Source organism: Mesorhizobium sp. WSM4849 (assembly GCF_055811385.1).
Map to the genome: position 1 here is coordinate 1 of NZ_JBVVPW010000054.1, position 25,491 is coordinate 25,491.

Consider the following 25,491-nt stretch of genomic DNA (forward strand, 5'->3'; position numbering starts at 1 on the left):
CGCGCAATGCCTTGAACAGGCCGAGTCTGTCGCCCAGCAAGACCCCCGCGCCCGTAGCGATCGCACCGAGATCGCCGCCATTTTCCCCAAGAATGCGTCCAACTTTTCCTGACTGGCTTCAGATATCGGAATCTCCTTGTGGGCGCGATGTTGCCGACCTTGCACCCCACCCTATGGGCGACGATCGGCGCAGGTGATGGGGGATGACGACCACCTCCATGCCGTCGTCAGCAGGAAATCCGTTACTTTTCCTCGTCGGTAACGGGCGGAGCCGGAGCGGTCGTAGGGCAAGCGCGGTCGCAGCAGGTATCCTGGGCAGCCCGTAAGACATCGATGGCTCGGGTTGTGGTGACGGGCGATAAGCAAGTTCGCGGCGAAGTGATTTGTTCCGCGGCGGCTGTATGTTTTGGTGAGGTGATCATGCGATTTCTTGTTGGTCGGTCGTGCTTGCGGATGACGTGCATGTACTGTGCCGAATGAGAAAACGATTTAAACGCAATCCAGTAGATCTGACTTTGTATCCGACATTGTCGGAAATTGGACACCGCCGAACGCGAAGCGCTCGGGGCTTGTTACGATACTCGCGCGTGCTGATTCGGAGGAGGATATAATGCGCCTCGAACCGGCCGCGAGGCCTTCCTGCCATTTAAGGCGCCAGATCAATTGAACGCCCATACCAGTCAGCCGTCCCGTCGCTTAGTCCAACACGTTTTTAGCTTAGCGTCGCGGCCCACCTCACCGCGCTGACGCCATTCACCTTCTGCGCGCCCCAAGCTAAACACGCTCTGCGATGATTAGGATACCGAATACACCTGGTCCCGGCCGGTCTTGCTGCCCGCGAAACTTGAGGCGTTCGTCGATCGGATAGAGGCTTCGATTCAGGAGACCTGCTTCGTAATGCGGCCATGATAGGCCGGTCCCTCACCGACTGCCGCGCGCTCGGAAGATTGTCAGCATCGCCGGCTGGTTGGTGGCGTATGATCGGAGGGCGACCGGTGTCCCTACCTTTCGGCGCGGCTCCAGCTTGCGAGCAGTCGCTCGAGATTCGAGAAACTACCCGTGTAGCCGCGCTGTTTGATACCGTGGAACAGCTTGCTCTAGCACTGGCTGAGAAACCCCTCGAAATGTAAGGTGACGTCGTGTTCAACGCCGTCCTGCGTCGGTCGGGTGGGTGTCGAAAATCAGCCATTTAGGATGCTTCGCCAACCATAGCCGGTATGACCGGCGTCGGCACAGGACAAGCCCATCCTTCCGCAGGGCATGAACATTTCGAATACCATCTACCGCGATTGTCGATAGCGAGGCGCACCTGGCGTCTGTGCCTTACCTCAATATGCGGACCATCCTGAAAACAGATTGACTTGCGACGAATGTTACCAAACGATTTGGCGGGGAAGAGCTGGCGTCATCCAGTCGCCAGGACCGACTTCTGCCGCCAGGCTATTACCGCCATCTGCACCGTCCGCAGGCTTTTGTTCGTGAACCGTGTCTGATCGACCGCGCATGAAAACGTGCGAACTTTCATGGTGGCGCACCACGAAACGCTATTGCAGAGCCAACAGAGCCCGGCCGGCGACGTCAGCAAGGGGCTCTCCTATAAGACAAGCCGGGGTCCGGATTTCTCCCAGATCATCTACGATTTAAATCAAATTGGTCTGTGGATATTGACGATTGCGCGACCCTCACCTCGTAGATGGCCAGCGCGGGCGGCAACTGAGAGGGTCATATGACAAGCGATTTTTCCGCCGCGCGAGTGCATCTAGATCGAGCGTATCATTACCTCCGAGGCGATGACCCGATGAGCCGGAGGGGGCGCGAAGCCTTGGATTTGCTGATCGAGGCGGTTGCTGTCGAAGAGTTCAAGCAGCCGCGCCAAAACGCGGAGGTGCTAACGTTTCCGATTGAGCGCCGCTTCTGAGGCGATCTCCATTGTGGCAACCATGAACATGGTGTGCAAACACCCTCAGAACACTGCCCGTCCGGCTGGAGCCGAGCCTGTCCTCACAACCATCCGAATTGAGCTGCCGTTAGTGTAGGTTCCATCATCGATGTCGGCGGCAGCTATTCCGGAATGGCCGCCGCCCTGCAGTTCCGCCGCGCCCGCGCCAGGTTCTAGTGATCGACGCCGGGCTGCGGCGGACGCTTTTTGACAGTCATTCGCCTGCTTTCCTGCCCCAGGACGACGTCGATCCGGCCAAAATTCGCGAAGGGTCGCCTGAGCAGCTTTCGCGCTGCGAGACGCTCGCCTGGTACGACGGAACGGCCGAACGGGTGAGCGGAGCCGCGACTCTTTCGGCTCCCGACTCGCCGAGGGGCCCTCGGCTGAGGGCCGTTGTAATGGACGCCCATGTTTGCAAGCTGCAAAGGCTGCAGAGAACTCTGCCCTGGAGCAGGCGGACCCTTCGCGGACTGTCCCGGCGCGGCGCTGCATTCCATAAGCTTTGTTCGTTGGTGGCGACACGCTGGTTGGCCTTGAGCCGCTCCAGTCGATATAAGCCGGATGCAGGTCGGCATGACTAACCGCCACTCGGCCATATTAATCACTTTGATCTCCGAGACGGCGCCGCCCGGCCGGGGCCGACCACGCGTTCGACCGTAGAAGAAGGCGCCGCCATATCTCGGCTATGCAGGACCTGGAGGGCCGTGCTGTTGCGGCGCCCACATGCGTTCGCTGCGGTTCCTGCGCAGTCGTCGCGGGAACAGGATGCCGTTGTCGAGTGTCACCTGCCGCTGACGAGCCTCTCGCCGCTCGGTGTCACCCAGCACTCCCAGCGATAGCGCATCACCCCGGCCGACAAAACCAGATCGCGCACCGGGATCGTCTTGTATCCCTTGAAGCGTGAGCCCGCAGGAGCGCTCTCCGCAACCGTCACCTCGCGGCTCACGCGACCGCCGTCGCGCTTGGCGCCGCGACGGCGTCACTTTCCCTCCGGCTGCGTTGCCCATTCCGACGGCTTGGTCGGCTTGTCCGGAGGGCGATCCTTGAGGGTCTGGATCTCGGCGCGCAGCGCCTGGTTCTCGATCTCAAGGCTCTCGACCCGGCCTTGAAGACCGCGCACTAAGCGCGCTCGCCGCAAACCCCCTCCGCCGGAAAATCGGATCCGGTTACGGCTCTCGACGTGACCCAGAGAGCTGGGAGAAGCCTCTGCGAGACTACAAGTGTAACACCATATTGGTTTAGCAGATCAAGCTTCGCTGGTAACCTACATGGGGTAGAGAAACGACTTTGGAAGCTGAGCAATGGATCGCGATAGCAAACAGACACGTGCAGCTGGAAGTTTACCCTGCGACGGGTGGGAGGGCTGGCCGAGGAACGCCGTAACCACCTTGACCTTCCAGACGGGCCACAGACCAATGTTACAGAACGGTTATTAACCGCTAACCCGCGCGATACAGCACGCGATCTTGAGAGCTTCAAACCCGCGGAGAGGACTGCTTGGCGCGAGCCCCCGAAAAAGCCTTTGTCGAAGGAACCATAATGTCCGCTTGCATTGCCCCGCAACCATTTAATCAGCGGAAGAGACTTGTGGTCGTCCGGGCCTTGAGCATAGCGGCGATAGGCTCGCTGCTATTCTCTCGCCCCGGTTGGGATGAAGCATCTAGTCTTCACGAGGTCGTCGAGATGATCGGTTTTGTTCTGATCCTCGTCTGCATATTCGGGAGGTTGTGGAGCATCCTCTATATCGGGGGGCGGAAGAACAGCGAGTTGGCAGTCAGCGGGCCGTACTCGATCACTCGCAATCCCCTATATCTGTTTTCGACGATCGGAGCATTCGGCATCGGCCTCATGTTCGGATCGCTCATCGTTGCATCCGCTCTGGGGGTGAGCACTTATGCGGTTTTCGGGACGACTGCCCGAAAGGAAGAGACGTTTCTTCGTGACAAATTTGGTTCGGAGTTCGAAGCATATGTGGCAAGGACGCCACGGTTCTGGCCCAAGCCGTGGCTGCATCAGGACAAGCATCAGCACACGTTCTCCACGAGCGCATTAAGAAGCACATTCTTCGATGCCCTCTATTTTCTGGCGATCTTTCCAGCCACCGAAGGCATGGAATACCTCCAGGTAGCTGGCTACCTGCCCACCTTTTTTTGGCTGTTCTGATCCTAAAGACGGAGCAATAAGCCGCCGCGAATAGCCCTCCTGTTTGCCTTTGTAGCGTACCAGAACCGCGCCTGTTGCGATCAAGGCAACCCCTGCCCAGTTCGACAATGACAAGTGTTCCTTGAGGAATGTCACTCCGAACACCGCCACAAGCACCAGGCTCAGTTTGTCGACAGGGGCAACGCGTGCCGCGCCTCCCAAACTGGAGCGCGCGAAAGTAGCAGATCCACGATTCACCCCGTCGCCTCCACGGATTGTCCTGCGTCACGTAATCGTCCAGGCACTCGGGAAGCAGTGCCGCTTGCCGGCGATCCTCGCCCTCCACAAACCGCTTCCAGCCTGACCCACCTCGCTGATCGGGAATCACGTTATCACATCATCACGTTCCAAGACAGGCTGGACCCGTTCCGGCCATTGCCGTTGCGAGCCACGAACTTGATTGTTAAGGTCCTCACACCTCTTGGCGATCACCGGAGCAGACCTGGCATTCCTAAGACGTTGTGGCACGGTGGCTTTATTAGCGCGCCGGTATGGTGGGTGTGGTCCTGGACGGAGGCGCGTCGCTCGGGTTTGGCAGGCGATGCACACCCAACCGGCCGAGTGCCAGCGTGCCGTTGTCAAGAACACTTGGAATGCGACCTGAAATATCGCGCCAGTGCGAGGCATATTGATAGACGGCTACGGTATCTTCGACCGCGTTGTGGTCGACGGCGCTTTCAGGTTGCACCTCCTCACCCTTCATCTGGACGATTTGCTTCTTGGGCTCAAGGATCGTCGTGCGGCCATGCAGGATCATGGCCACCTTCTGGTAGTTGGAGATGTAGACCGGCCGCTCCGGTTCGTCCGCTTCGATCAGGTCGTCGCCGAAAAAGCGGCTGCGATAGCTAGCCTGCAGCAGGGCAAGCAGCGTCGGCGCAATATCCACCTGGCTCGCCAGCCGGTTGATCCGGCGGGGCTCGACAAAGCCCTGCGACCAGATGATGCACGGTATGTGGTATTTGTTCATGTCGAGCTCGACCTTGCCTGCGACGCTCGCCGTATGATCGGCGACAAAGACAAAAACGGTGTCCCTGAACCACGGTTTCGCCGATGCCTTCTTGACCAGTTCCCCGATCGCGTAGTCGGAATATTTGACCGCCCCGTCGCGCCCGCCCGGCGATGGGATGTCTATGGCGCCAGCTGGATAGGTAAAGGGCCGGTGGTTTGACGTGTTCATGACGAAGCTGAAGAAGTTCTTGCCGGCTTTCGCCGAGGCGTCGGCTTGGCGGATCACCTCGTCATAGAGGTCCACATCGCCAACGCCCCACGCATTGGCGAAATGCACATCGCCTGCCGCCATCGTGGCGCGGTCGACGATACCGAAGCCGTTACCGGAAAAGAACGCGTTCATGTTGTCGAAATAGCCGTAGCCGCCATAGAGGAAGCGCGTATCGTAGCCCGAATCCTGGAACACCGAGCCAATGGTGAAGAGATTGTCGTTGCCGGGGCGACGCAGGATCGATTGCCCCGGGGTCGGCGGGACTGAAAGCGCGATCGCTTCAAGCCCGCGCACGGTGCGCGTGCCGGTCGCCCGCATTTCCGTGAAAAGCAGGCCTTCAGACGCCAGCCGGTCAAGGTTCGGTGTCAGTCTTTTCGGATTGCCGAATGTGCCCATGAACTCCGCACTCATGCTTTCCATTGCGACCAGGATGACGTTCTTGCGCAGCATCGGCCCCTCGGCTCGAATGTCACGCGTGATGTCGTTTAAATCGGTGCTTTCGAACGGCTCGTGATCTTCCGCTAAAAGGTCGCGTGTCCGTTCGGCCGCCTGTTTCTCGGGTATGATCCGATAGAAATTCGCGAAATCGATCTCATTCGAGAAGAAGGCGCTAACCAAACCATAGAGTCCGTTGCCCCCGAGTTCGCGGGCGATCGCGCTCGGCATCGGCCGTGTGATCGAATCGGGCGTCACCAACACGCCGGCGGCGGCCATTCCCGTTATCGTCGCAAAGACCGCCAGCCGCTTCATGAACGGCGGATGCGGCGCGAAGCCTGCCTTCACCTGGCGGCGGAGCAGATAGGTCCCGCCGACCGCCAACAGGCCGATGCCGGCAAGCAGCGGCACGACCGGATAGCTCTCCATGATGTTCTGGATCACTTCCTGCGTGTACACGAGGTAGTCGACCGCGATGAAATTGAAGCGCGTCGTGAATTCGTCCCAGAAGAAATACTCGCAGACCCCCTGCACGACCATCAGAAACAGGAAGATTGCGAAGCCCGAGAGCCCAACTGCGCGGTCAAACCGCTTTCCGGCCCACGAAACTGGCACGAGCAGCGGGAAGAGGAGAAAGACCACGAGGATTGGAAGCAGCGTGACGATATCGAACCAGAAGCCAGTGAAGAAAGGAACCAGCCAGTCGGCCGGATGGAAAGACAGGTCTTTGGCCGAAACCAGCGACAGCGCCAGCCTGACCAGGAACTGAGTCAACAGGAAAAGCAGGATGAATGGCTTCAGCCGACGAAAGAACGCACCGACCGATTGAGCAAAAGTCATAGCAAGCCTCCGAAGCAGCTGGATGTCTGGGCAATATGCCTCGTTATCAACTTTGGCAACCGTCGGGACGAGATCGATCGCATGGTCTGCGATGCCGATCCCCGACTCGGCCCGCGCGAGTCCGAAGCTTCATCGACGGTGGTGGTGGCGAGACAATGTGAAAGGTTCGCGGCGAAGGTGATTTGTTCCTCACTTTGAAGGCGCTGCATCCCAGTCTCCCCTGTGGGAGAAGGTGGATGGGCACGAAACGCCGAGCCTGATGAGCAACCGTCCTCATGTTGCCGGGCCTCACTCGAGCATCACCCGAGGATGCATCCGGGAGACCCGCGGCGGCGGCAGCTTTCGGCGAGATCATGGAACGATTTCTCAATAGTCTGTGACGTGTCTGCAGATCACCGCGCATGTACCATGACAAGTGAGAAGAACCGTTCAAACGCAAGGTGATGGATTCGCCTCTGCTACGTTGCCTTCCCGGCATTGTCGGACATTGGACAGGGCCGAACGCGAAGCGCTTGCGGCGCAAGCAAACACGATCTGTCCCATCTTCATTCCTTGGCAAATTCGTCAGCCGCCATCATAACCGCGCCCTTCAGGGTCGCGGGACACGCTTCGCGCCTCGTATCCTGGCGTATCGAGGGCGAGGTCGAGTGCATCGGGCTGCGTTGGAGCCGCATTCAGAATACGTTCGTGGCCGCTCATACTGAACAGTTCATCGCCGAAAAAGTCGCGCAGCCGGGCGACGGCCGCACTCATGGCCGGCTGACTGAGGTTGATGCGGCGTGCCGCCGCCGAGAGATTGCGCGCTCGGCCAGCAGCGCGTCCAGCACGAAGAGAAGGTTCAGATCAAGCCCTTTGAAACGCATGGTTTTAACATCCATAGCGTGGATGCTCGCGATCTAAACAATCAATTTTACCAATCTGGGGGGGGGTCGTTCATAGACCCCCCCACATGACATGCACCGCCGTTGCTCTACCGCGTGAGGTGCACAAAAGAACCCGAAAAAGAGGAAGTCTTCGCATGCGCTCTGCCGTGCAGTGGAGGTTATGCTGGGAAAATGACCTGCAATTGGCCGACCACGTCGAACTGTCCGAGTTCTTCCGAAGCACCTATGGACGCACTGGCGCCTTCAACGCAAAGCCATTCGAAGGCGGCCGCAGTTGGGCTGGCGCGAGGCCGGAACTCCGCTTCATCGCCAGCGACGCGCATGGTGTAGCGGCACACATCGGCATACTACGCCGCTTCATCAAGGTTGGCGAGGTCGATCTCTTAGTGGCGGAGCTAGGGTTGTACGGCGTTCGTCTGGATCTTGAGAAGCTCGGAATCAGCTTTTTAATGCGCACTGTGCATCCAGTGCTGCAGAAGCTGGCGGTTCCATTTGCTTTCGGCACGGTTCGGCACGCAATGCGTAACCATGTGGAGAGGCTCTTCTGCAGAGAGGGCGTGGCGACCATAGTGTCGGGCGTTCGCGTACGGTCGAGCCGCCCAGATGCGCATCCCGACGTGCCGCCCACACGCTTGGAGGAGGTGCTCGTCTTGGTCTCGCCGATTGGACGCTCAATGGACGAGTGGCCCTCCGGCACCCTGATCGACCGTAACGGTCCGGAGCTATGAAACTCCGGGACTCCATGTCTGTCCCGAGTGGCTGCGTGGGCGGCACGGAAGAGCGCAGCGTCTCTGGCTTTGACAACGGTCCGATCCACTTTGCACGCCTCAGATCCTCGATTTATAGGCGCAACATCAGGTGCCGGCGACGTTCCTCATCATCGGGGCCTACGCCGCATTCATCCGGCTCTCATGAGCATTGGGCTTTGTCAGTTGCACAAGCTTAATCGCTATTTTCGCGACGCTGCGCGACTCAGGAGTTGAGCCGCGTCCAGGTCAAACAAGCTGAAATGGAAAGGAACAGAAATGTCTGATCAACTCACAACAGAAGTCATTGCCATAATCAAGAAACGCATCGAATCGGAGAGCGGCCAGGGAACGACTGCACCACCCGTCGGTGAATTAACGGCTGCGACAGAACTGTCTGGGCTCGGGATAGATTCACTGGGACTTGCAGATGTGCTCTGGGATCTTGAGCAGGCCTACGGCATCAAGATCGAAATGAACACGGCCGAGGCGTGGTCCGATCTCCAAAGTGTCGGCGACATGGCGGAAGCCATCCGCGGCTTGCTCAATAAGGCGGCTTGATGGATCGGCGCGTCGTCATCACCGGACTGGGCGGGCTGTGCGGACTGGGCAGCGATGCCGCCTCCATCTGGAGAGGGATGCGCGAAGGGCGCTCCGCCATCGGCCCGATTGTCAGATCAGAGCTTCATGGGCTGGAAGGCACGATCGGCGCCGAGATCAAGACGCTGCCTGAGCACGACGTCGACCGCCGGCAGCTCCTCTCCATGGACCGCTTCAGCCTGCTTGCCGTGCTTGCAGCGCGCGAAGCCATGCGACAGGCCGGACTCTCCTGCGCTGAAGGCAATGCCCATCGCTTCGGCGCGTCAGTGGGCGTCGGCTTCGGCGGCTACGATGCGACTGAAAAAGCCTACCGCGCCCTCCTTTTGGGCGGAGCGTCCCGCACTGATCTGTTCACCGGAGTAAAGGCGATGCCGAGCGCGGCTGCGTGCCAAGTCAGCATGAGCCTCGGCCTGCGCGGGCCGGTCTTCGGCGTCACCTCCGCCTGTGCATCGGGCAATCATGCGATCGCCTCGGCCGTAGACCAGATCAGGTACGGCCGGGCCGACGTGATGCTTGCGGGAGGCAGCGACGCGCCGTTCGTGTTTATCGTGGTGAAGGCATGGGAAGCAATGCGCGTGCTCGCTCCGGATACTTGCCGGCCCTTCTCCGCCGACCGGAAGGGCTTGGTGCTGGGCGAGGGTGCGGGCATGGCTGTACTGGAAAGCTATGAGCATGCTACCGCCCGCGGTGCAACGATTCTTGCCGAGGTCGCCGGCATCGGCCTGTCTGCCGATGCCTGCCACATCGCCGCGCCGGCAATTCACGGGCCGGAGGACGCGATGCGCGCCTGCCTTGCCGATGCGGCACTGAATCCCGAGGACGTGGAATACCTGAACGCGCATGGCACCGGCACCAAGGCCAACGACGAAATTGAAACGGCGGCGATCAGGCGCGTCTTCGGTGACCACGCTAATTCGCTGTCGGTTTCTTCCACCAAGTCCACCCACGGACATTGCCTAGGCGGAGCGAGCGCGGTTGAAATGATCGCCTGTGTGATGGCGATCCAAGAGGGTGTTGTGCCGCCGACGGCCAATTATCGCGAGCCGGATCCCCATTGCGATCTCGACGTCACGCCCAATGTTGCGCGCGAGCGTAAGGTGCGTGTGGCCATGAGCAACGCGTTTGCCATGGGCGGCATGAACGCAGTTCTAGCATTCAAACAGGTGTAATAACCCTCCGACATGTCTGCTGCAAAGCGCTTCCGGACGCGGCCGCTTTGTAGGCTGAAGGCGCAATGCATTACCAGTCAGCTCCAGGTGGTCAGGTCGCTCGAGCCGCGCCTGATGTTGCGGCCGAGGCCGCTGCGGCCAATTGGTGCGCGAACTCACCCAACGCCGTTTGGGCTGCATAGACGATTATACCTCGCAGCAGAGGTCCTGGCGCGGATCAGGAGCGGCGAGGAAGCCACCCATCGAAGCCGAGACTTCTGGCTCGGCGACACTCAAAGGTGACCGAATTCACCGGCCTGAAAAATGTGAGAAAAGGACAAAAGATGTTTGAATTGACCGGCCGTAAGGCGCTCGTCACCGGCGCATCGGGGGGCATTGGCGAGGCGATCGCCCGCGTGCTGCATGCGCAGGGCGCCATTGTCGGCCTGCACGGCACCCGCCTCGAGAAGCTGGAGACCCTGGCGGGCGAACTCGGCGATCGGGTAAAACTGTTTCCAGCCAATCTGTCGAACCGCGACGAGGTCAAGGTGCTTGGCCAGAAGGCGGAGGCCGAGCTAGAAGGCGTGGACATCCTGGTCAACAACGCCGGCATCACCAAGGACGGTCTGTTCGTGCGCATGTCGGATGCCGACTGGGATACGGTCATGGAGGTCAACCTGACCGCCGTGTTCAGGCTGACCCGGGAACTGACCCATCCGATGATGCGGCGCCGCCATGGTCGCATCATCAATATCACTTCAGTTTCGGGTATCACCGGTAATGCGGGCCAGACCAACTACTCAGCATCGAAAGCCGGTATGATCGGCTTCTCCAAATCGCTGGCGCAGGAGATCGCCACCCGCAACATCACCGTCAACTGCGTCGCCCCGGGCTTCATCGAATCGGCCATGACCGAGAAGCTCAACGACAAGCAGAAGGAAGCGATCATGACGGCGATCCCGACGCGCCGCATGGGCACCAGCGCCGAAGTTGCGTCCGCGGTAGCCTATCTTGCCTCCAACGAAGCAGCCTACGTCACCGGCCAGACCATTCATGTAAATGGCGGCATGGCAATGATTTGAGCACGGGGTGACCAGAGCCTACCTTGTTGTAGGCATCACGCGACAGGTCTCACCGCCGCGGCTTGCGGGGGCAAGTGCTGCTGCAATGCGGATCAAACCTCCGCGGCGCTTGTCGTAAATGGTTCATCCCGCAGCCGGGCCACGACTGCACTCATGGCCGGCCGAATGAATTCAACCAATATACGTCATCCATCGCTCCAGCGTTGGCACAACTTAAGTACCTCCTTTCTGGAGGCGAGGCCAGTGACGTTCCCTCATTTTTGAGATTGCTGAGAGAAGAAGGTCCTGTACGCCTCATTCACTGCTACGGTCCGACCGAGACGACGACCTTCGCGACAGTCTGCGAGATCACCGCGATTGATGAGACATTCCGCCGTATCCCGATCGGGCGCCCGATTGCGAACACGCGGGTGTATCTGCTGGACGGGCATGGTGCTCCCGTGCCGTTCGGGGCGGTGGGTGAGCTCTATATCGGCGGGGCGGGGTTGCGCGTGGCTACCTGAACCGCCCCGAGCTGACGGCGGAGCGGTTTTTGGCCGATCCGTTCAGCGACGAGGCAGGCGCCCGGATGTACCGGACCGGCGACCTGGGGCGTTATCTGCCGGATGGCAATCTGGAGTTCCTGGGCCGCAACGACGACCAGGTGAAGATCCGCGGCTTCCGCATCGAGCCGGGCGAGATCGCGGCGCGGCTTTGCGAGCATGCCTGGGTGCGTGAGGCGGTGGTGGTGGCGCGCCCGGACCGCGCCGGCGACAAGCATCTTGTCGCCTATTCGTGTGCGCGCCCGAGGCCGGAGCGGGGGAGGACGATGGCGGCGGGCTTGCCGGCGCCTTGCGCGCGCATCTGGGCGGGCGTTTGCCGGACTACATGGTGCCATCGGCATTCGTGCGGCTCAAGGCCTTGCCGCTGACGGTGAACGGCAAGCTCGACCGCAAGGCACTGCCGGCGCCGGACGACGACGCCTATGCGCGGGCGGCCTATGCGGCGCCGCAGGGCGCGATCGAGACGGCGCTGGCAGAGATCTGGGCGGAGCTTCTCGGGGTCGAGCGCATCGGGCGCCACGACAACTTCTTCGAACTCGGCGGCCACTCGCTCCTGGCGGTGCAGCTCTTGAGCCGGCTGTCGCGGGCTGTTGGGGTCGAACTGCCGCTGACGAGACTGTTCGCCAGGCCGGTGCTTTCCGATCTGGCCGAAAGCATCGTCGAGGTGTTGAGCCGCTCCGGTCCGCAAGACCTGCCGGCGATTGCGACGGTGTCGCGCAATGAGCCGCTTGTGCTGTCGTTTGCGCAGCAGCGGCTATGGTTTTTGGCGCAGCTGGACGAGGGCAACACCAACTATCAGATTCCGCTGGCCTTGCGGCTGCGCGGCGTGCTCGACCGCAGCGCCTGGCAGCGCAGCCTCGACCGTTTGTTTGCCCGCCATGAGGCGCTGCGCAGTGTCTTTGTCGCGTCGGAGGGAAAGCCGCGGGTTGAGGTTCTGCCGCCGGAGGCAGGGTTGCCGGTGCTGGAGCACGATCTGCGGGACAGGTGGGACGCGGAAGCGGCGCTTTTGGATCTGTGCCATGAAGAGGCGCGCACGCCGTTCGATCTTGCGCGCGGGCCGCTGATGCGCGGGCGTCTGATCCGGATGTCGGATGAGCAACACGTCTTCCTGCTGACCCAGCATCACATCGTCTCGGACGGCTGGTCGATGGGCGTGCTGGTGCGTGAACTCAGTCAGCTTTACCGGGCGTTCGCAGCTGGACAGGACGATCCTTTGCCGCCGCTGGCGATCCAGTACCCGGATTATGCGGCCTGGCAACGGCAGTGGCTGTCGGGGGAACGGCTACAGAGCCAGGCGCAGTATTGGCGCAACGCCATGTCAGGCGCCCCGGCCCGTCTTGCGCTGCCGCCGGACCGGCCGCGGCCGGCCCAGCAGTCGTTTGCCGGCGCCAGTGTGCCGATCGTCATCGATGCGGATCTGACGCGGGGTCTGAGGCGGCTGAGCCGACGGCATGGCACGACGTTGTTCATGACGGTGCTGGCGGCCTGGGCGGCGGTACTGTCGCGTCTGTCGGGGCAGGACGACCTTGTGATCGGTGTTCCGAGCGCCAATCGAGGCCGGCGCGAGATCGAAGAATTGATCGGCTTCTTCGTCAACACCCTGGCGCTTCGGCTGGACCTGTCCGGCGAGCCGAGCGTGTCGGAGCTTCTGGAGCGGACGCGGCGCACGGCGCTGGCAGCGCAGGAGCATCAGGACCTGCCGTTCGAGCAGGTCGTCGAGAAAAACCGATTGTTTCGATGAGCGCATCTACGGTATGAATGCGGGCCGTCGAAGCCGATTTAAAGAACCGAACCCAGACTCCATACAAATCGCGCAACGCGCCTGCACCCGACCCTCAACCTGCTTAAGAGTAACTGGACGGCCGGCGATGCGATCGCCCCATCGGAATTGCCCGACGAGGCAGGGGCGAGATGAGCCGATTGTCGGGAAGAGATCAGGTCGGGCTTGAGAGCTTGCTGGCCTGGGTGGCTGCTGCTCCAGATGGTTCCATTCGGCAGCGTGCTCGTTCTGATCTGGCGGCCCAACTGCGCTTGTAAAGTTCGTCTGCTCGGCGGGCACGCAGCAATGCCGATCGACATCAAGGACGCGGTCAAAGCGGATCTTCCGCACATCGCCATAGGTTGCACAAGGGCGGCGGCAGGATGGTGAACAACGGCCACACCATCCAAGTCAACCTGCCGCAAGGCAGCACCCTCGCCCGCGGGGATCGTGTTTATGAGCTGCTACAGTTTCATTTCCATGCGCCAAGCGAGCACCACGTCGCGGGCAAGAGCTTCCCGATGAAAGCGCATTTCGTCCATAAGGACACCGACAGCGATACTCTGGGTCTGCTGGGCCTGTTTCTGGCGCCAGGCGCGACAAATGCCAGCTTCGCCAGCCTTGCCGCAGCATTTTCCGTAATCCCAGGTGAGGAAACAGCGGTCGACGAGGCCGACCCCAACGCGCTTCTACCGGCTTCGCTTGGCTACCGGACATATGAGGGATCATTGACGACGCCGCCATGCACCGAAAACGTCGAGTGGATGGTCGCGACGGAACCGGTTGAGGTCGACCCAGCGGACATCGAGCGATTTACCTCACTCTATCCTTTGAACGCGGCCTATCCGCCGCACCACTGCGCCCAACCACGCAGCGGTGGCCGGTGACAAGATGCGTTTGCCCTCCAGCGAAACCACTGCCTGTCAGTTTGATCGAGCGTGATTCCGCGTTGCGCGATTTTGCATGGGGCTGGTTCGGTTCTTAATCGCATTTGATGGTCCGCATTCATACCGTAGATGCACTCATCGAAACGATCGATTTTACGAAGAGTAACGAACATGAAAAAGGCGTTGCTCAGGACGTTTTGAGGACGATCAGCGGCATGAAGTACAGAGCGGACATCAGCGGTCTACGGGCCGTCGCCGTTGTTCCTGTTGTCCTGTATCATGCTGGCTTTTCAGCGGTCAGCGGCGGGTTCGTTGGGGTCGACATCTTCTTTGTGATCTCCGGCTTCCTGATAACGTCCGACATCATCGAGCGGACAGAGAGAGGCGAATTCTCGCTGCTGGACTTCTATCACCGCCGCGTTCGACGGATTTTCCCCGCCCTCTCCGCGATGCTCGCCGCCTGTTTTGCGATGGCGTGGTTTGTGTTGCCGCCGGGAGAGTTCATTGGGTTCGGCAACAGCGCCATCGCCGCCGCGATTTCCTTCAGCAACTTCTTTTTTTACCGCAACACCAACTATTTCACTGAAGCCGCGAACTCGCTCCCGCTCCTGCACACATGGTCGCTGGCTGTCGAGGAGCAGTTTTACTTGCTGTGGCCTTTGGCAGTCATACTCATGATGCGATGGCTGAGACCGTGGGCGTCGTCAATCATCGTCGCAGCGCTATTCGTCATGTCCATCTACGCCGCTGAGCACTGGCTCCAGAGCGACCCGCCCTTTGTATTCTACATGCTTCCGACGCGCGCTTGGGAACTGCTCGCGGGCGGGCTGATCGCGCTGCCCGTGGCCAAGGCAATGAAGCCAAACGAAACGATTGCGGAACTCCTCGCTGCCTCGGGTCTGGCGCTCATCACCGCTTCACTTTTCCTGATCGATCAAGATACGCCATTTCGTGGCCTCCACGCGCTTGCTCCCTGCATTGGAGCGGCGCTCATCATCGCCGCCGGCTTTCACCGCGAAACAATGGTCTCAAAAGCGCTGTCGATCGGCCCTGCCGGCTTCATCGGCCTGACTTCCTACTCGCTCTACCTCTGGCACTGGCCGTTGCTGGTCTTTGCTGGCATCTATCAAAATCGCGAGTTGCTCGTCTCTGAACGTGTCGCTGTCGTAATGGCCGCGCTGCTCGTCTCAGCTCTCTCATGGCGCTTTGTCGAGCGCCCGTTCCGCCGGAGAGCTACAGGTTGGACGTGGCTGGTACCGACCGCCGGCGCAACAGCTGCGGTGTGCTGTCTATCCCTGGCTATCATCAACAGCTCCGGCTTCCCCAGTCGGGGCCCTGATGGCGGCCCGTCTGTTCAAGCACTCAGAGCGGAGAGGGCCAAGTTCGAAGCATCTTCCTGCCTCGAGCGTGGCGGGCTCATCCCCAAAACGGGCGAATGCCTCCTCGGCTCCGGCAATATCGCTCCGACGATCGTTTTGTGGGGCGATTCTCAGGCTGCCCATCTTGCCCCTTCTTTAAGCGAGGCCGCCCGGACCACAGGCGTGCGCGTCAGACAGATTACAAAAGCGGGGTGCGCTCCTTTCCCCAACATGACGATGCTTCCCGCCAGTCCATTGACAGCGGATTGCCCGGCCTTCAATTCGTCCGCGCTCCAATCGGTGCTTGCCGATCGCAACGTCACACTCGTGATCCTAGCAGGCCGCTGGAACACCTACTCGGGGCGTGGAGGCAGCTTCCTTTCGAAGGATGGAAGCTGGCCTTCGCGGGAGGCTTCCAAAGCGAACTTCACGTCCGCCATTAAAGAGACCGCGGCCGCACTGGCGACCCGTGGCATCAAGACCGCCGTGGTTGGACCAGCCCCAGAACCGCCCACCGATGTGCTGACTTGCCTTATCCGTGCGGACTTCATGAATGGCGATGCGCCGTGCTCCACCATGCCGGCCGAGAGGTCTTGGCAGAACAATCAAATCCTCGCGGATCTGCTGCCACGAACTGTACAATTCGTTCCGATAGTCCAAGCTTTGTGTGGGCAGGAAAAGTGCCCGTTGAAATCAGGTGAAGACGTCTTCTACCTCGACGCGATCCACCTTTCGCGGGCGAGCCGGCATATCCTCGCCCCCATTTTCGCTAAGGTCATCTCTTCGCCGGCCATGGATCTGGAGTAAGTCAGGCTTCTCCGGGGGAAAGGATCGCGCGCATGGCCGCGGTGCAGCGCGGGCTAACCCTCAGCAAGGACTGCAGCGAAGTATTCGTCATGGTATCTCCCGTCAGTGCTCTGCTGCAGCCACGACCTTGAGCCTGATTGATTGGGGTCCAACGGCAGAGTTATGCGGCTCGACAGCACCGTCACCGCCGCACCCATCCATGCCCAATTACCAGCAGCATTCTGTGGACGCAGTGCGGGTATGGTTCGCTCTTCCCGTGCGAGCGCAGAAAGAGGGCGCGGACGACAATGCCGCCCCAAACTGGCCGAGTCCACCTTCAGCAGCTCGAACTCACCCGCATTGGGCTATGTGGAGCACGCAGCGGCGCTATTGCCCCTGACAACTGGGCCAGCCATGGAACAGTGGCAGGGCATGGTCCGCCACGGCTGGTGCTGGCCGGCGGCAACGGCTCCGAACTCGGGCTGCCGAGCTGACACGCCTCTCTTTCTCGACTTACGCCACCTACGAAGCCGTGCTTTGATTGCGTCGAGCAGCGTCCCTGCGGGCCCTTGATCTCCGTGCCGAATCATCTCCCGCGAGCAGAACCCCAGCACTGAAGAAGTGGGGCATATTCCCGGCCGCGCCGCGTGCAGATTGGCTCCGAGGAGCTTTGCGCCATCGCGATGTTTCTCCCGATGGCATCAGGTCACCCAGGGGAGTAAAGCTTTGAACGGCATTGCTCAGGTGCCTGGTCAATCGGTGCGGGCAATGCGATGGGCTTGCTTTCGTTTTGAGTAACAGTGGGCTGTGCAGTTACTGCAGCCTGGGGTTCATTTAGGATTTCGACGGTAATGCTTTGCTTGATTGACGGGGGCAGCGATTCCCTGGTCGGAAAAAATCCAACGGCTAAGATGGCGATCAGGTGCAGCGTCACCGAAATTGCAAGGCTCGGTGCTATTGCGTTAGGAACATGCCGGCCATTTTTTCCCTGCATCGGCAAAGCTATAGCTCTGATGGCCGTGGGCCTGGACCAAACCCAAATCGACTAAAATGCTCTTTGCCGCTTCCGAATAAAACCGAGAAGATGGGCCTCCGATGCATCACGCTCGCGTTCACCATCAGCCTATTCCACAACATGTAGCGACTGTTCTGTCGCCCGATATCGTTGCACGACGTCTGCGACGATGTTCTTGCTGATACCAAGGTCGCGGGCTATCCAGCGGTAGCTCCGCCCTTCATCAATAAGTGCCAGGACCTTGGGCGCGAGTCGGTCGGATTTAGGTCGGACTCCGACCTGTCTTCCCAATTTCCTCCCCCGCGCCTTTGCTGCGGCGAGACCCGATTTGACCCGTTCACTGATGAGATCACGCTCGAATTCGGCAATGCCGGAGAGCAATGTCGCCATCATTCGGCCATGTGGGGACGACAAATCGAAGGCCATACCGTCATGGCGATGACGGAAACTTTTCAGCTTTCCAGTTCGCGCAGCGTGTTGAGGAGGTCGATCGTCGAGCGACCCATCGAGAAAGCTCGGTCACGAGGATGGCATCGATTTGCCTCGACTGCGCCAGCGCCATGACCTTTTTGCGTTCGGCCCGATCGAGCTTCGCGCCGGAACCTGTCTCTTTGAATAACGCACATCCCGTTCGCAGTTAATGATCGTAGTCAAGATGGGCAGAGTTATTTCGAGGTCGAGCTCAACGCGGCAAAAGCGACCCCAAACAGCAAGGTCTTAAGCGAAGGAGAGCAGCGCGCGCTCGCCCTGGCCTGCTTCTTAGCCGAGGTCGGAGGAGACACATCGCGTCAAGGCATGATCATCGACGACCCCGTGTCATCTCTTGACCATGTTCGGATCAGGCGGGTCTGATCGCGTGCTAACACCCGAGGAGGCCAGTGCAGAGGTCATCAAGACTCTGGTGTGGCCCGTCGTGATCTTCCGGAAATGGAAATCGAGGGTGCGGTTATCACCATTCCGGCGGCATTCAACCAGATGCAATCAGAGGCCACGATGAGGGCCGCAAGGATGGCAGGGCTCAATCGGATATCGCTGCTGCAGGAGCCGATCGCGGCGGCGATGGCCGCCAAGCCCGCCTCGAAAGGCGGCTTGTACCTTCGTGCCTGAGATCGTGGAAATGCAGTTCTTCGATTTTCAAGTCGCGGCAGGCTCGTCGGAAGGCGGTTCCGGCTGATCTCCCGTTGTAAGGCGTTGTAAGGGAACACGGCGCTTGCACCACTCACGGACGCCGCTCCTCCGGAATCGAGCGTGCGTCGTAGCCGCTGACGTTGAGCAGCGGGATACGCATGTGATTCCTCTTTTTTGTGGCGGGCCTTTGCGGCCTCGGAGGAACCCGCCTGGCCGTAGCGACTTGTAGAGCGAGATTATTCATGGGACACTGTCTAGCCGCGGGCCGACGCCCATAATGGCGGGCTCGGCCGAAAGCAGCTTCTTCGCCGCTGCCCTGACCTGGTCGAGCGTCACCTGCTCGATGAGGGCCGGGCGGCGCTGGATGTATTCTATTCCGCGCTTGTCGAGCTGCAACCCGACAAGCGTCGCTGAAATCGACCTGGAGGAACCCAGATTGTCGATAGCATAGGCGCCGATCAGATACTTCTTGCTCGCTTCGAGTTCGGCCGCTGTTGGCCCTGTGTCCACCAGCTCCTTGATTACTCGTCTTATCAGGTTGAGCGTCTCGGCCGCCCTGTCGGCGCGCGTCGACGTGGCCACGACAAGCGTGTTGGAATGCTGATAGCCTTCCAAGCTAGAGGAGACACCGTAGGCAAGGCCGCGCTTTTCGCGCACTTCCTGGAACAGACGGGAGGTAAATGGCGAGCCTCCGAGTATATCGTTTATCAGCTGCGCGGCATAGAATTCCGGGTCGCTTCGTCCGATGCCAGGAAAAGCCAGCTGGAGCGAAGTCTGGGGCAGGGCATATGCGACCGACGTCCACCAGCCGAGCTTCGGGGTGACATCAGGTACTGGGGCGAGCGCCTGCTTCTGAGGCAAATCGCCGAACAACTGGTCGAGCCTTGCACTCAGGGCTTTGGCATCTATGTCGCCGACGACCGCCACGTGCAGCCCGTCGCGGGCGAAAGCGGCCTTGTGGAAGGCGCTTAGATCGGCGGGCGTTATGCGGGCCAGGCTTTCCTTGGTGCCCTCGGGCGGCCTCGAATACGGATGCGTGCCGTAGATCCTGCGCCGCCATGCAAGCTCGGCTATCGCGTGAGGTTCGCGCTCGTTGGCGATGATGCCGGAGAGAAGCTGGGCGCGGATGCGGTCGACCGGCTCCTGATCGAAGCGAGGCCTGTTCACTGCTAGCCCGACCAGATCGAAAGCGGCGTCCTGGCGCTTGGAAAGCAGGCGTATCGAGCCATGGATGCCGTCGCGCCACGCGTCCAAGCTCATTTCGGCGCCGGCGTCGTCCAGCTTTATCTGGAAGGGCTCGCTGTCGAGATTGCCGGCGCCCTCGTCGAACAAGCCGGTCATCAAATTGGCAAGCCCCTCTTTACCGGCCGGGTCCTGGCTGGTGCCGCCGTCGAAGACAAAGTGGAGCGTGACGATCGGCAGCGTGTGGTCTTCCACCAGCCAGGCGGTAATGCCCTTTTCAGATTTCACCTCCTGGATGTTCGTCGCAGCACGGGCGGTACACGCTGGCAGGGTGAGGAAGAAAATAGCAAGGCAAAGGACAGCCAGCCAGGAGGCGAGGCGCCAGCCTTGTCCAAAAGGAGAGGGCAATGCTTGTGGAATGGCCCTGCGGAATTGGTTCGTCATCATATCAATTTTCCTTGGGCAGGAGATAGCCGGTGGTCGAATGGTCGGACACGAGGTAGCGGGCGGCAACGGCCTTAACCTGATCGGCGGTGACCTTGCGGATGCGATCGGGCCATTCCTCGACGTCTTTCACACTGCCGCCGGTGGCAAGCGTGGAGCCATACATGCCAGCGACGGAGGCCTGCTCGTCATGGGCGAAGATGAACGAGCGGATATAGCGGTTTTTCGTCTTCTCCAGTTCGTCGCTGGTGATGCCGTTCCTGGCGATGCGCGCTATCTCGGCGTCGACTGCGGCCTCGACATCCGCAAGCTTCGCCTTGCCGCGCGGCCAGCCGCGGATGCTGAACTTGCCAGCATCCAGCATGGTGCCCTCGAAATCAGCGCCGGCCGTCGCGGCTATGCCTTGCTTGACGACAAGCTGCTGGTAGAGCCGGCTGCGGCTGCCGCCGCCGAGGATCTCCGCCAGCAGGTCCAGCGCTTCCGCTTCGCCCGGCTTCGCCGTGTGATAGGAGGGAACCACCCATTGCGTCGAAAAGTTCGGCACGCTGACACGCGCGTCTGTGAGCGTCACCGAGCGTCTGGTGTTCTGCTCCGGCTCGACCGGACGGATGCGCGGCGGCAGGTCTGGACCGCGCGCGACCTTGCCATAGGTCTTTTCGGCCAGCGCCTTGACAACCTGCGGCTCGACATCGCCGGCCACCACCAGCACGGCGTTGTTGGGCGTGTAATACTTGTCGTAGAAAGCCGTGGCGTCGGCGCGGTTCAGCTTCTCCATCTCCTGCATCCAGCCGATCACCGGAATGCGATAGGGCTGGTTCTGCCAGAGCGTGGCATCGACCTCCTCGCCGAGCACCGCCTGCGGATTGCTGTCAATGCGCGAGCTGCGTTCCTCGAGGATCACGTCGCGCTCAGTGGCGATGACATTGTCGTTGAGGATGAGGTTGCGCATGCGATCGGCCTCGAAATCCATCATCTGCTCGAGCGCCTGCGGCACCACCGTCTCGTAAAAAGCAGTGTAGTCATAAGAGGTGAAAGCGTTGTTCGAACCGCCGATGGCGGAGACGGCGCGGTCGAACGCGCCGGCCGCGTGGTTGGTCGTCGCCTTGAACATCAGATGTTCGAAGAAATGGGCGATGCCGGACTTGCCCGGCGGCTCATCCGCGCTGCCGATCTTGTACCACACCATATGGGTGACGATCGGCGCGCGGTGATCGGGGATGACGACGACCTCCATGCCGTTGTCGAGCAGGAAATTTGTCGCCTTGATGTCATCGGTGGCCGCCAGAACCGGAGCGGCGGTGGTCACAAACGACAGCGCGGTCGCAAAAAGTGTCCCGCGCAGCCAGCCAGACCGAAGATTTATCGATGGCTTCGGATGTGATGACCGGGCGATGGGCAAGGTTCCAGGTGAAGTGAGTTGTCCCTCATTTTGAAGGTGCTGCTTCCTCGTCGCCCTCACTGGGAGAAGTGGATCGGTGGGCAGCGCCGGGCCAGATGAGCCCTCAGCATGCTGCCAAGCCCGACTCGAGCGTTATCTTTGAGTGCGTCGTGGAAAGGTGGGGCGGCATTTTTTGGTGGGGGATCATGGGACGACTCTCCTGGCCTCGTATGTGTTTGCGATGACCACGCACGCACCGTGCCAAATGAGAAAACCGTTTCGGCAATGTGATTAATCGGACTCTGTGTGTTGCGTATCCGACATTGTCGGACAAGCCCCTGTCCCAGAAGCGCTTCGCCTGCTCGTCACGGATCTGGCCGGCAAGATCGATCGACTGGAGTCAAGAGGTCGAGCGGCTGCGCCTCAACAACAGCGGTACTGTCAAGTTTGGCCGAGGCGGCGATCTGTGGCACCGTCTTGCTCATGAGCACGACGTCGCGCGGAACGCCACATGAGGCGGTTCAAATCAGCCGGACATGCGCGGCAGTTCCTCGCCACTCACACTCCGATCCACAACCACTTCCAGCTCTGCCGTCATCGTCTCTCAGCCAGTGAGTACCGAGCTGCTCGTGATCGCGCCTTCCTCACCTGGCGGGATGCGACAGGTGTTGCCCTCGTGGGCTGATGTGTACTCGCTTGACGGCTGCGCATCTTGCGATCTGTGAACTAGTTTAATGAGGACTTGCCTTTGTAAAACCAGCTCGCCGGGTAAACTACGCTGGCGTTGTCGACGGAGTTCGCGCCAAAATCGTCCCTGTAGTACCCCACCGTATGAAAGATGAAGGCATCGCGTTCGGTATCGACGAGAGCGACGATGTGCGGCTTCCACCCTAACCTCGGGTCGAAGCCGCACGTCGGATCCTGGAAACGTGAGTCAACGCCCGCGGTCAGGTAATCCTTGCTGCCTCCATAGAGGACTTTTTCGCCGAATCCGCAGAGCTTGTCATTGTCCTCCCCAAAAACATGCGGTTTGTCGCGTTTTCTGTCACCGGAGAGTTCGTCCCATGCCTTACCGCCGTAGGATTGGTGATCGCCCTCGCGGGCCAAAGATCGATAGTCGCCTCGACAAGCGTCGATTCTGTCACTGCCATTAGGACCCAAGCTCGCATCGTGCCGCTCGTCGTCGATTGCTTCGGGAGTTGGTTGACCTCTAAAAAACTGTTTTAGCTGCAGGATAAGCTTTCTCATCGCAATCTCGACGAAGCCCCTTCGTATACCGCTCGTCGAGTCATTGCGGTAATCGTTTGCCGTTATGAATGCATGTACGGGATGGATGTCTTCACGTGCTCTTCGCCTTGCTGCCTTAGCAGTGGTGGCGGGACTGCGGCGGCCCGCAGTCCTAGCGACATTCGACACGCGAAACCGCTGGACGAGGATGTTGGCGATAACAGTTCTTATGGAGAACGAATCAAGCAGCTGAGCTGCCGCGCAGGACTGCCAGCTTGTAGCCAAAGGGCCGTTGGGCCGATGCGGTGACCAACTGGCCAGCACGGCTCTCTACGAGGCGGCTTATTCGCTGCTCGTGCTCAGCAAGAAATGGTCGGGCCTCAGAGCGTGGGGCATGAACATCGCCAAACGGCGCGGTATGGCTCCAGCCCGAGTTGCTGTTGGCCGCAAGCTCGCCGTCATTCTGCGTCGCATGAGAGGCCGGTGTCGTCGATGAACACGAGCTTCGCCGGATCGAGATCGAGCTGGCCGTCGAACCACTCCCGGCGCGCTAACAGGACGTCGGGGCGATAGCTGTGGCCGCGAAGCCAGACGCTCAAGGCGCCCACCACGAGAACGGTGCCTCTGTCGCCCTCGCGTTGACTAAGCTACTAACCGAGTGGGCAGACCTGAGCGCGGTGGCACACTCAACTTTCCGCAATACCTGCCAGGGCGCCGCATCCCGTTCCTAAACCGTCAACTCCTTTTCCATGCAGCTAACATCCAATTTTTCCCATCGACGTGAAAACATCGGAACATAATTCCTTATGTCTATAAAGTTAGGAGAATATCGTCCGACCTGATTTGGTGCCGGCCTGAGGCGCATGCAAGGTGTGGGAGATTGATGACTTGGCACAGCTATCGGTCCTTGGAATTCGGCGGTGTAGGCACGCCGTCGCGCACCACCGCCGTAGTGAACGCGCTGGTCAATGCAGTCGCGCTGCGCGTCCCTGCAGACACAGGCCTGATTGAGATCACGGAGGCAGCACCCTCGCTTTTCGCCGGATTATCCCGCGGCGCACTTGGCGCATCTGGAGAGGCGATTATCCAGCGTGTCGAGAAGGCCGATTTGCTCGTGGTCGGAACGCCTGTCTATAGGGCTTCCTACACTGGCGCTCTCAAGCACCTGTTCGACCTGGTCGACTATCGCGCCTTGACGGGCAAGACCGTGCTTCTCGCGGCGACCGGCGGGAGCCCATACCATGGCTTGGTGCTCGAACATCAGCTCCGGCCATTGTTCGGCTTTTTCGGTGCCGTCACCGTCCCGACGGGCGTCTACGGCGCGCCCGACGATTTCATCGATGCCGAAATCGTCGGCGCCGCGATCACCGAGCGCATTTCACGCGCCGCTGCCGAAGCAGTTTCACTGCTCAATTCCCGTCATGCAAACGCTGCCGTCGCCACCCGCGTCGGCTGAGCCAATCAAAGGGGGAACGACGACATGGCCTCGCACTCCGACAACCTCAAATTCGCCTACTGGGTTCCGAATGTCTCCGGCGGCCTGGTCATCTCCAACATCGAGCAGCGCACGGGTTGGGATATCGATTACAACCGCAAGCTCGCCCAGATCGCCGAGGCCAATGGCTTCGATTACGCGCTGAGCCAGATACGCTTCACCTCCGGCTACGGCGCCGACAACCAGCACGAATCGGTGTCGTTCAGCCATGCCCTGCTTGCCGCCACCACAACGCTGAAGGTCATCGCAGCGATCCTGCCCGGCCCGTGGAACCCTGCGCTGGCGGCCAAGCAGATCGCTACCATCAACCACCTGACCAATGGCCGCGTCGCCGTCAATGTCGTCAGCGGCTGGTTCCGTGGCGAGTTCGCCGCCATTGGCGAACTCTGGCTCGACCATGACGAGCGCTATCGCCGGTCGGAAGAATTTATCCGGGCGCTGCGTGGCATCTGGACCGAGGACAGTTTCACGCTGAAGGGCGATTTCTACCGCTTCACCAACTATTCGATGAAGCCCAAGCCGATCGAGCCCTTGCCCGAGATCTTCCAGGGCGGCTCGTCGCGCGCCGCTCGCGACATGGCGTCTCGTGTCTCCGACTGGTATTTCACCAACGGCAATACGCCGGAAGAGATCCGGAAGCAGGTCGACGACATCCGCGCCAAGGCGAAAGCCAATGGCCACAAGGTGAAGATCGGCGTCAATGCCTTCGCCATCGCCCGAGACAGCGAGCAGGAAGCACGCGCAGTGCTCGACGAGATCATCGCCAAGGCCAATCCCGAGGCAGTCCAGGGTTTTGCCGACCAGAATGCCGGCAAGGCCTCGCCGGAAGGCGAAGGCAACTGGGCGAAATCCTCATTCGAGGATCTGGTTCAGTACAATGACGGCTTCCGCAGCAATCTCATCGGCACGCCCCAACAGATCGCCGAACGCATCCTCACGTTGAAGGATGCCGGTGCCGACCTGATCCTGCTCGGCTTCCTGCATTTCCAGGAAGAGGTCGAGTTTTTCGGCAAGCGCGTCATCCCACTGGTGCGCAAACTGGAAGCGGCTCGCGACAGGGAGCTTGTCGCCGCGGAATAGACAGGCGCGGCCTCGGACCGCGCCCGGACTCCTTCAAAAAATCAGGGACGTTTCATGATTGGTGCTTCGCTGGGAGCCGCCGCATACGAGCGCGCGCCCGAAATTTCCGCCATCC

Annotated in this window: 21 protein-coding genes and 6 pseudogenes; 15 read left to right on the forward strand and 12 right to left on the reverse strand. The window is 60.4% G+C overall.

Features of this window, described 5'->3' with window-relative positions; genetic code table 11:
• Positions 1-1,004: 1,004 nt before the first annotated feature.
• Positions 1,005-1,321 (reverse strand): annotated as a pseudogene (locus AC0L3L_RS34380) (ISL3 family transposase); the annotation flags it as partial.
• 405 nt (positions 1,322-1,726) lie between these two features.
• Between AC0L3L_RS34380 and AC0L3L_RS34385 the strand changes: the two are divergent.
• Entirely contained in the window at positions 1,727-1,918 is a 192-nt protein-coding gene (locus AC0L3L_RS34385; protein WP_473489902.1) for a hypothetical protein, read from the forward strand.
• Positions 1,919-2,720: 802 nt separating this feature from the next.
• Here the strand turns inward: AC0L3L_RS34385 and AC0L3L_RS34390 are convergent.
• Together AC0L3L_RS34390 and AC0L3L_RS34395 are read right to left on the reverse strand one after the other, a co-directional pair.
• On the reverse strand, positions 2,721-2,885 hold the full coding sequence (locus AC0L3L_RS34390; protein WP_473641715.1) for a hypothetical protein: 165 nt from the start codon (positions 2,883-2,885) through the stop codon (positions 2,721-2,723).
• Between the two features lie 33 nt (positions 2,886-2,918).
• Positions 2,919-3,059 (reverse strand): hypothetical protein, encoded by a 141-nt coding sequence (locus AC0L3L_RS34395; protein ID WP_473489900.1) that lies wholly within the window; start codon positions 3,057-3,059, stop codon positions 2,919-2,921.
• 563 nt (positions 3,060-3,622) lie between these two features.
• On the opposite strand from AC0L3L_RS34395, the gene AC0L3L_RS34400 reads away from it, so the two are divergent.
• Positions 3,623-4,102, forward strand: a complete 480-nt coding sequence (locus AC0L3L_RS34400) for a methyltransferase family protein (RefSeq protein WP_473641717.1) — start codon at positions 3,623-3,625, stop codon at positions 4,100-4,102.
• Positions 4,103-4,147: 45 nt separating this feature from the next.
• Here AC0L3L_RS34400 and AC0L3L_RS34405 read toward each other — a convergent pair.
• The 3 genes and pseudogenes from AC0L3L_RS34405 to AC0L3L_RS34415 all read right to left on the reverse strand — a co-directional run.
• Positions 4,148-4,340 (reverse strand): annotated as a pseudogene (locus AC0L3L_RS34405) (EamA family transporter); the annotation flags it as partial.
• A gap of 279 nt (positions 4,341-4,619) precedes the next feature.
• Positions 4,620-6,635, reverse strand: a complete 2,016-nt coding sequence (locus AC0L3L_RS34410) for an LTA synthase family protein (protein ID WP_473641719.1) — start codon at positions 6,633-6,635, stop codon at positions 4,620-4,622.
• Between the two features lie 675 nt (positions 6,636-7,310).
• Positions 7,311-7,498: pseudogene (locus tag AC0L3L_RS34415) on the reverse strand (LysR family transcriptional regulator); the annotation flags it as partial.
• Positions 7,499-7,653: 155 nt separating this feature from the next.
• Here AC0L3L_RS34415 and AC0L3L_RS34420 point away from each other — a divergent pair.
• From AC0L3L_RS34420 to AC0L3L_RS34460, 9 genes and pseudogenes are all read left to right on the forward strand, one after another.
• On the forward strand, positions 7,654-8,247 hold the full coding sequence (locus AC0L3L_RS34420; protein ID WP_473629634.1) for a NodA family N-acyltransferase: 594 nt from the start codon (positions 7,654-7,656) through the stop codon (positions 8,245-8,247).
• Positions 8,248-8,544: 297 nt separating this feature from the next.
• Positions 8,545-8,826, forward strand: coding sequence for an acyl carrier protein (locus AC0L3L_RS34425; protein WP_473489855.1), 282 nt, complete (start codon positions 8,545-8,547; stop codon positions 8,824-8,826).
• Positions 8,826-10,034, forward strand: a complete 1,209-nt coding sequence (locus AC0L3L_RS34430; protein ID WP_473641721.1) for a beta-ketoacyl-[acyl-carrier-protein] synthase family protein — start codon at positions 8,826-8,828, stop codon at positions 10,032-10,034. The genes AC0L3L_RS34425 and AC0L3L_RS34430 overlap by 1 nt, the downstream gene beginning before the upstream one ends.
• A gap of 323 nt (positions 10,035-10,357) precedes the next feature.
• Positions 10,358-11,095, forward strand: coding sequence for a 3-oxoacyl-[acyl-carrier-protein] reductase (fabG, locus tag AC0L3L_RS34435; protein WP_473641723.1), 738 nt, complete (start codon positions 10,358-10,360; stop codon positions 11,093-11,095).
• A gap of 74 nt (positions 11,096-11,169) precedes the next feature.
• Entirely contained in the window at positions 11,170-11,598 is a 429-nt protein-coding gene (locus AC0L3L_RS34440) for an AMP-binding protein (RefSeq protein WP_473641725.1), read from the forward strand.
• A gap of 29 nt (positions 11,599-11,627) precedes the next feature.
• Positions 11,628-12,005: a hypothetical protein gene (locus AC0L3L_RS34445; RefSeq protein WP_473641727.1), complete on the forward strand. Its 378-nt coding sequence runs from the start codon at positions 11,628-11,630 to the stop codon at positions 12,003-12,005.
• On the forward strand, positions 11,966-13,378 hold the full coding sequence (locus AC0L3L_RS34450) for a condensation domain-containing protein (protein ID WP_473641728.1): 1,413 nt from the start codon (positions 11,966-11,968) through the stop codon (positions 13,376-13,378). Before AC0L3L_RS34445 ends, AC0L3L_RS34450 begins: the two co-directional genes overlap by 40 nt.
• A 301-nt stretch (positions 13,379-13,679) precedes the next feature.
• Positions 13,680-14,283: pseudogene (locus AC0L3L_RS34455) on the forward strand (carbonic anhydrase); the annotation flags it as partial.
• Between the two features lie 107 nt (positions 14,284-14,390).
• Positions 14,391-16,448, forward strand: coding sequence for an acyltransferase family protein (locus AC0L3L_RS34460; RefSeq protein WP_473641730.1), 2,058 nt, complete (start codon positions 14,391-14,393; stop codon positions 16,446-16,448).
• Positions 16,449-17,550: 1,102 nt separating this feature from the next.
• Here AC0L3L_RS34460 and AC0L3L_RS34465 read toward each other — a convergent pair.
• A complete protein-coding gene (locus AC0L3L_RS34465) occupies positions 17,551-17,832 on the reverse strand; it encodes a recombinase family protein (RefSeq protein WP_473613775.1) in 282 nt (93 codons plus the stop codon).
• 40 nt (positions 17,833-17,872) lie between these two features.
• Positions 17,873-18,004 (reverse strand): hypothetical protein, encoded by a 132-nt coding sequence (locus AC0L3L_RS34470; RefSeq protein ID WP_473489861.1) that lies wholly within the window; start codon positions 18,002-18,004, stop codon positions 17,873-17,875.
• Positions 18,005-18,345: 341 nt separating this feature from the next.
• On the opposite strand from AC0L3L_RS34470, the gene AC0L3L_RS34475 reads away from it, so the two are divergent.
• On the forward strand, positions 18,346-18,549 hold the full coding sequence (locus tag AC0L3L_RS34475; protein ID WP_473641732.1) for an Hsp70 family protein: 204 nt from the start codon (positions 18,346-18,348) through the stop codon (positions 18,547-18,549).
• 261 nt (positions 18,550-18,810) lie between these two features.
• On the opposite strand, the gene AC0L3L_RS34480 is transcribed toward AC0L3L_RS34475, so the two are convergent.
• From AC0L3L_RS34480 to AC0L3L_RS34490, 3 genes are all read right to left on the reverse strand, one after another.
• Entirely contained in the window at positions 18,811-20,196 is a 1,386-nt protein-coding gene (locus AC0L3L_RS34480) for a M16 family metallopeptidase (protein WP_473641741.1), read from the reverse strand.
• Positions 20,197-20,200: 4 nt separating this feature from the next.
• Positions 20,201-21,502, reverse strand: coding sequence for a M16 family metallopeptidase (locus AC0L3L_RS34485; RefSeq protein WP_473641734.1), 1,302 nt, complete (start codon positions 21,500-21,502; stop codon positions 20,201-20,203).
• Between the two features lie 798 nt (positions 21,503-22,300).
• Positions 22,301-22,822 (reverse strand): hypothetical protein, encoded by a 522-nt coding sequence (locus AC0L3L_RS34490; protein WP_473641735.1) that lies wholly within the window; start codon positions 22,820-22,822, stop codon positions 22,301-22,303.
• Between the two features lie 262 nt (positions 22,823-23,084).
• Between AC0L3L_RS34490 and AC0L3L_RS34495 the strand changes: the two are divergent.
• Positions 23,085-23,297: pseudogene (locus AC0L3L_RS34495) on the forward strand (IS110 family transposase); the annotation flags it as partial.
• On the opposite strand, the pseudogene AC0L3L_RS34500 reads toward AC0L3L_RS34495, so the two are convergent.
• A pseudogene (locus AC0L3L_RS34500) lies at positions 23,275-23,403 on the reverse strand (IS630 family transposase); the annotation flags it as partial. The pseudogenes AC0L3L_RS34495 and AC0L3L_RS34500 overlap by 23 nt on opposite strands.
• A gap of 281 nt (positions 23,404-23,684) precedes the next feature.
• Between AC0L3L_RS34500 and AC0L3L_RS34505 the strand changes: the two are divergent.
• Together AC0L3L_RS34505 and sfnG are read left to right on the forward strand one after the other, a co-directional pair.
• On the forward strand, positions 23,685-24,257 hold the full coding sequence (locus AC0L3L_RS34505; RefSeq protein WP_473641737.1) for an NAD(P)H-dependent oxidoreductase: 573 nt from the start codon (positions 23,685-23,687) through the stop codon (positions 24,255-24,257).
• Between the two features lie 24 nt (positions 24,258-24,281).
• Complete coding sequence (gene sfnG, locus AC0L3L_RS34510) at positions 24,282-25,376, forward strand: dimethylsulfone monooxygenase SfnG (protein WP_473641739.1); 1,095 nt, start codon at positions 24,282-24,284, stop codon at positions 25,374-25,376.
• Positions 25,377-25,491 lie beyond the last annotated feature (115 nt).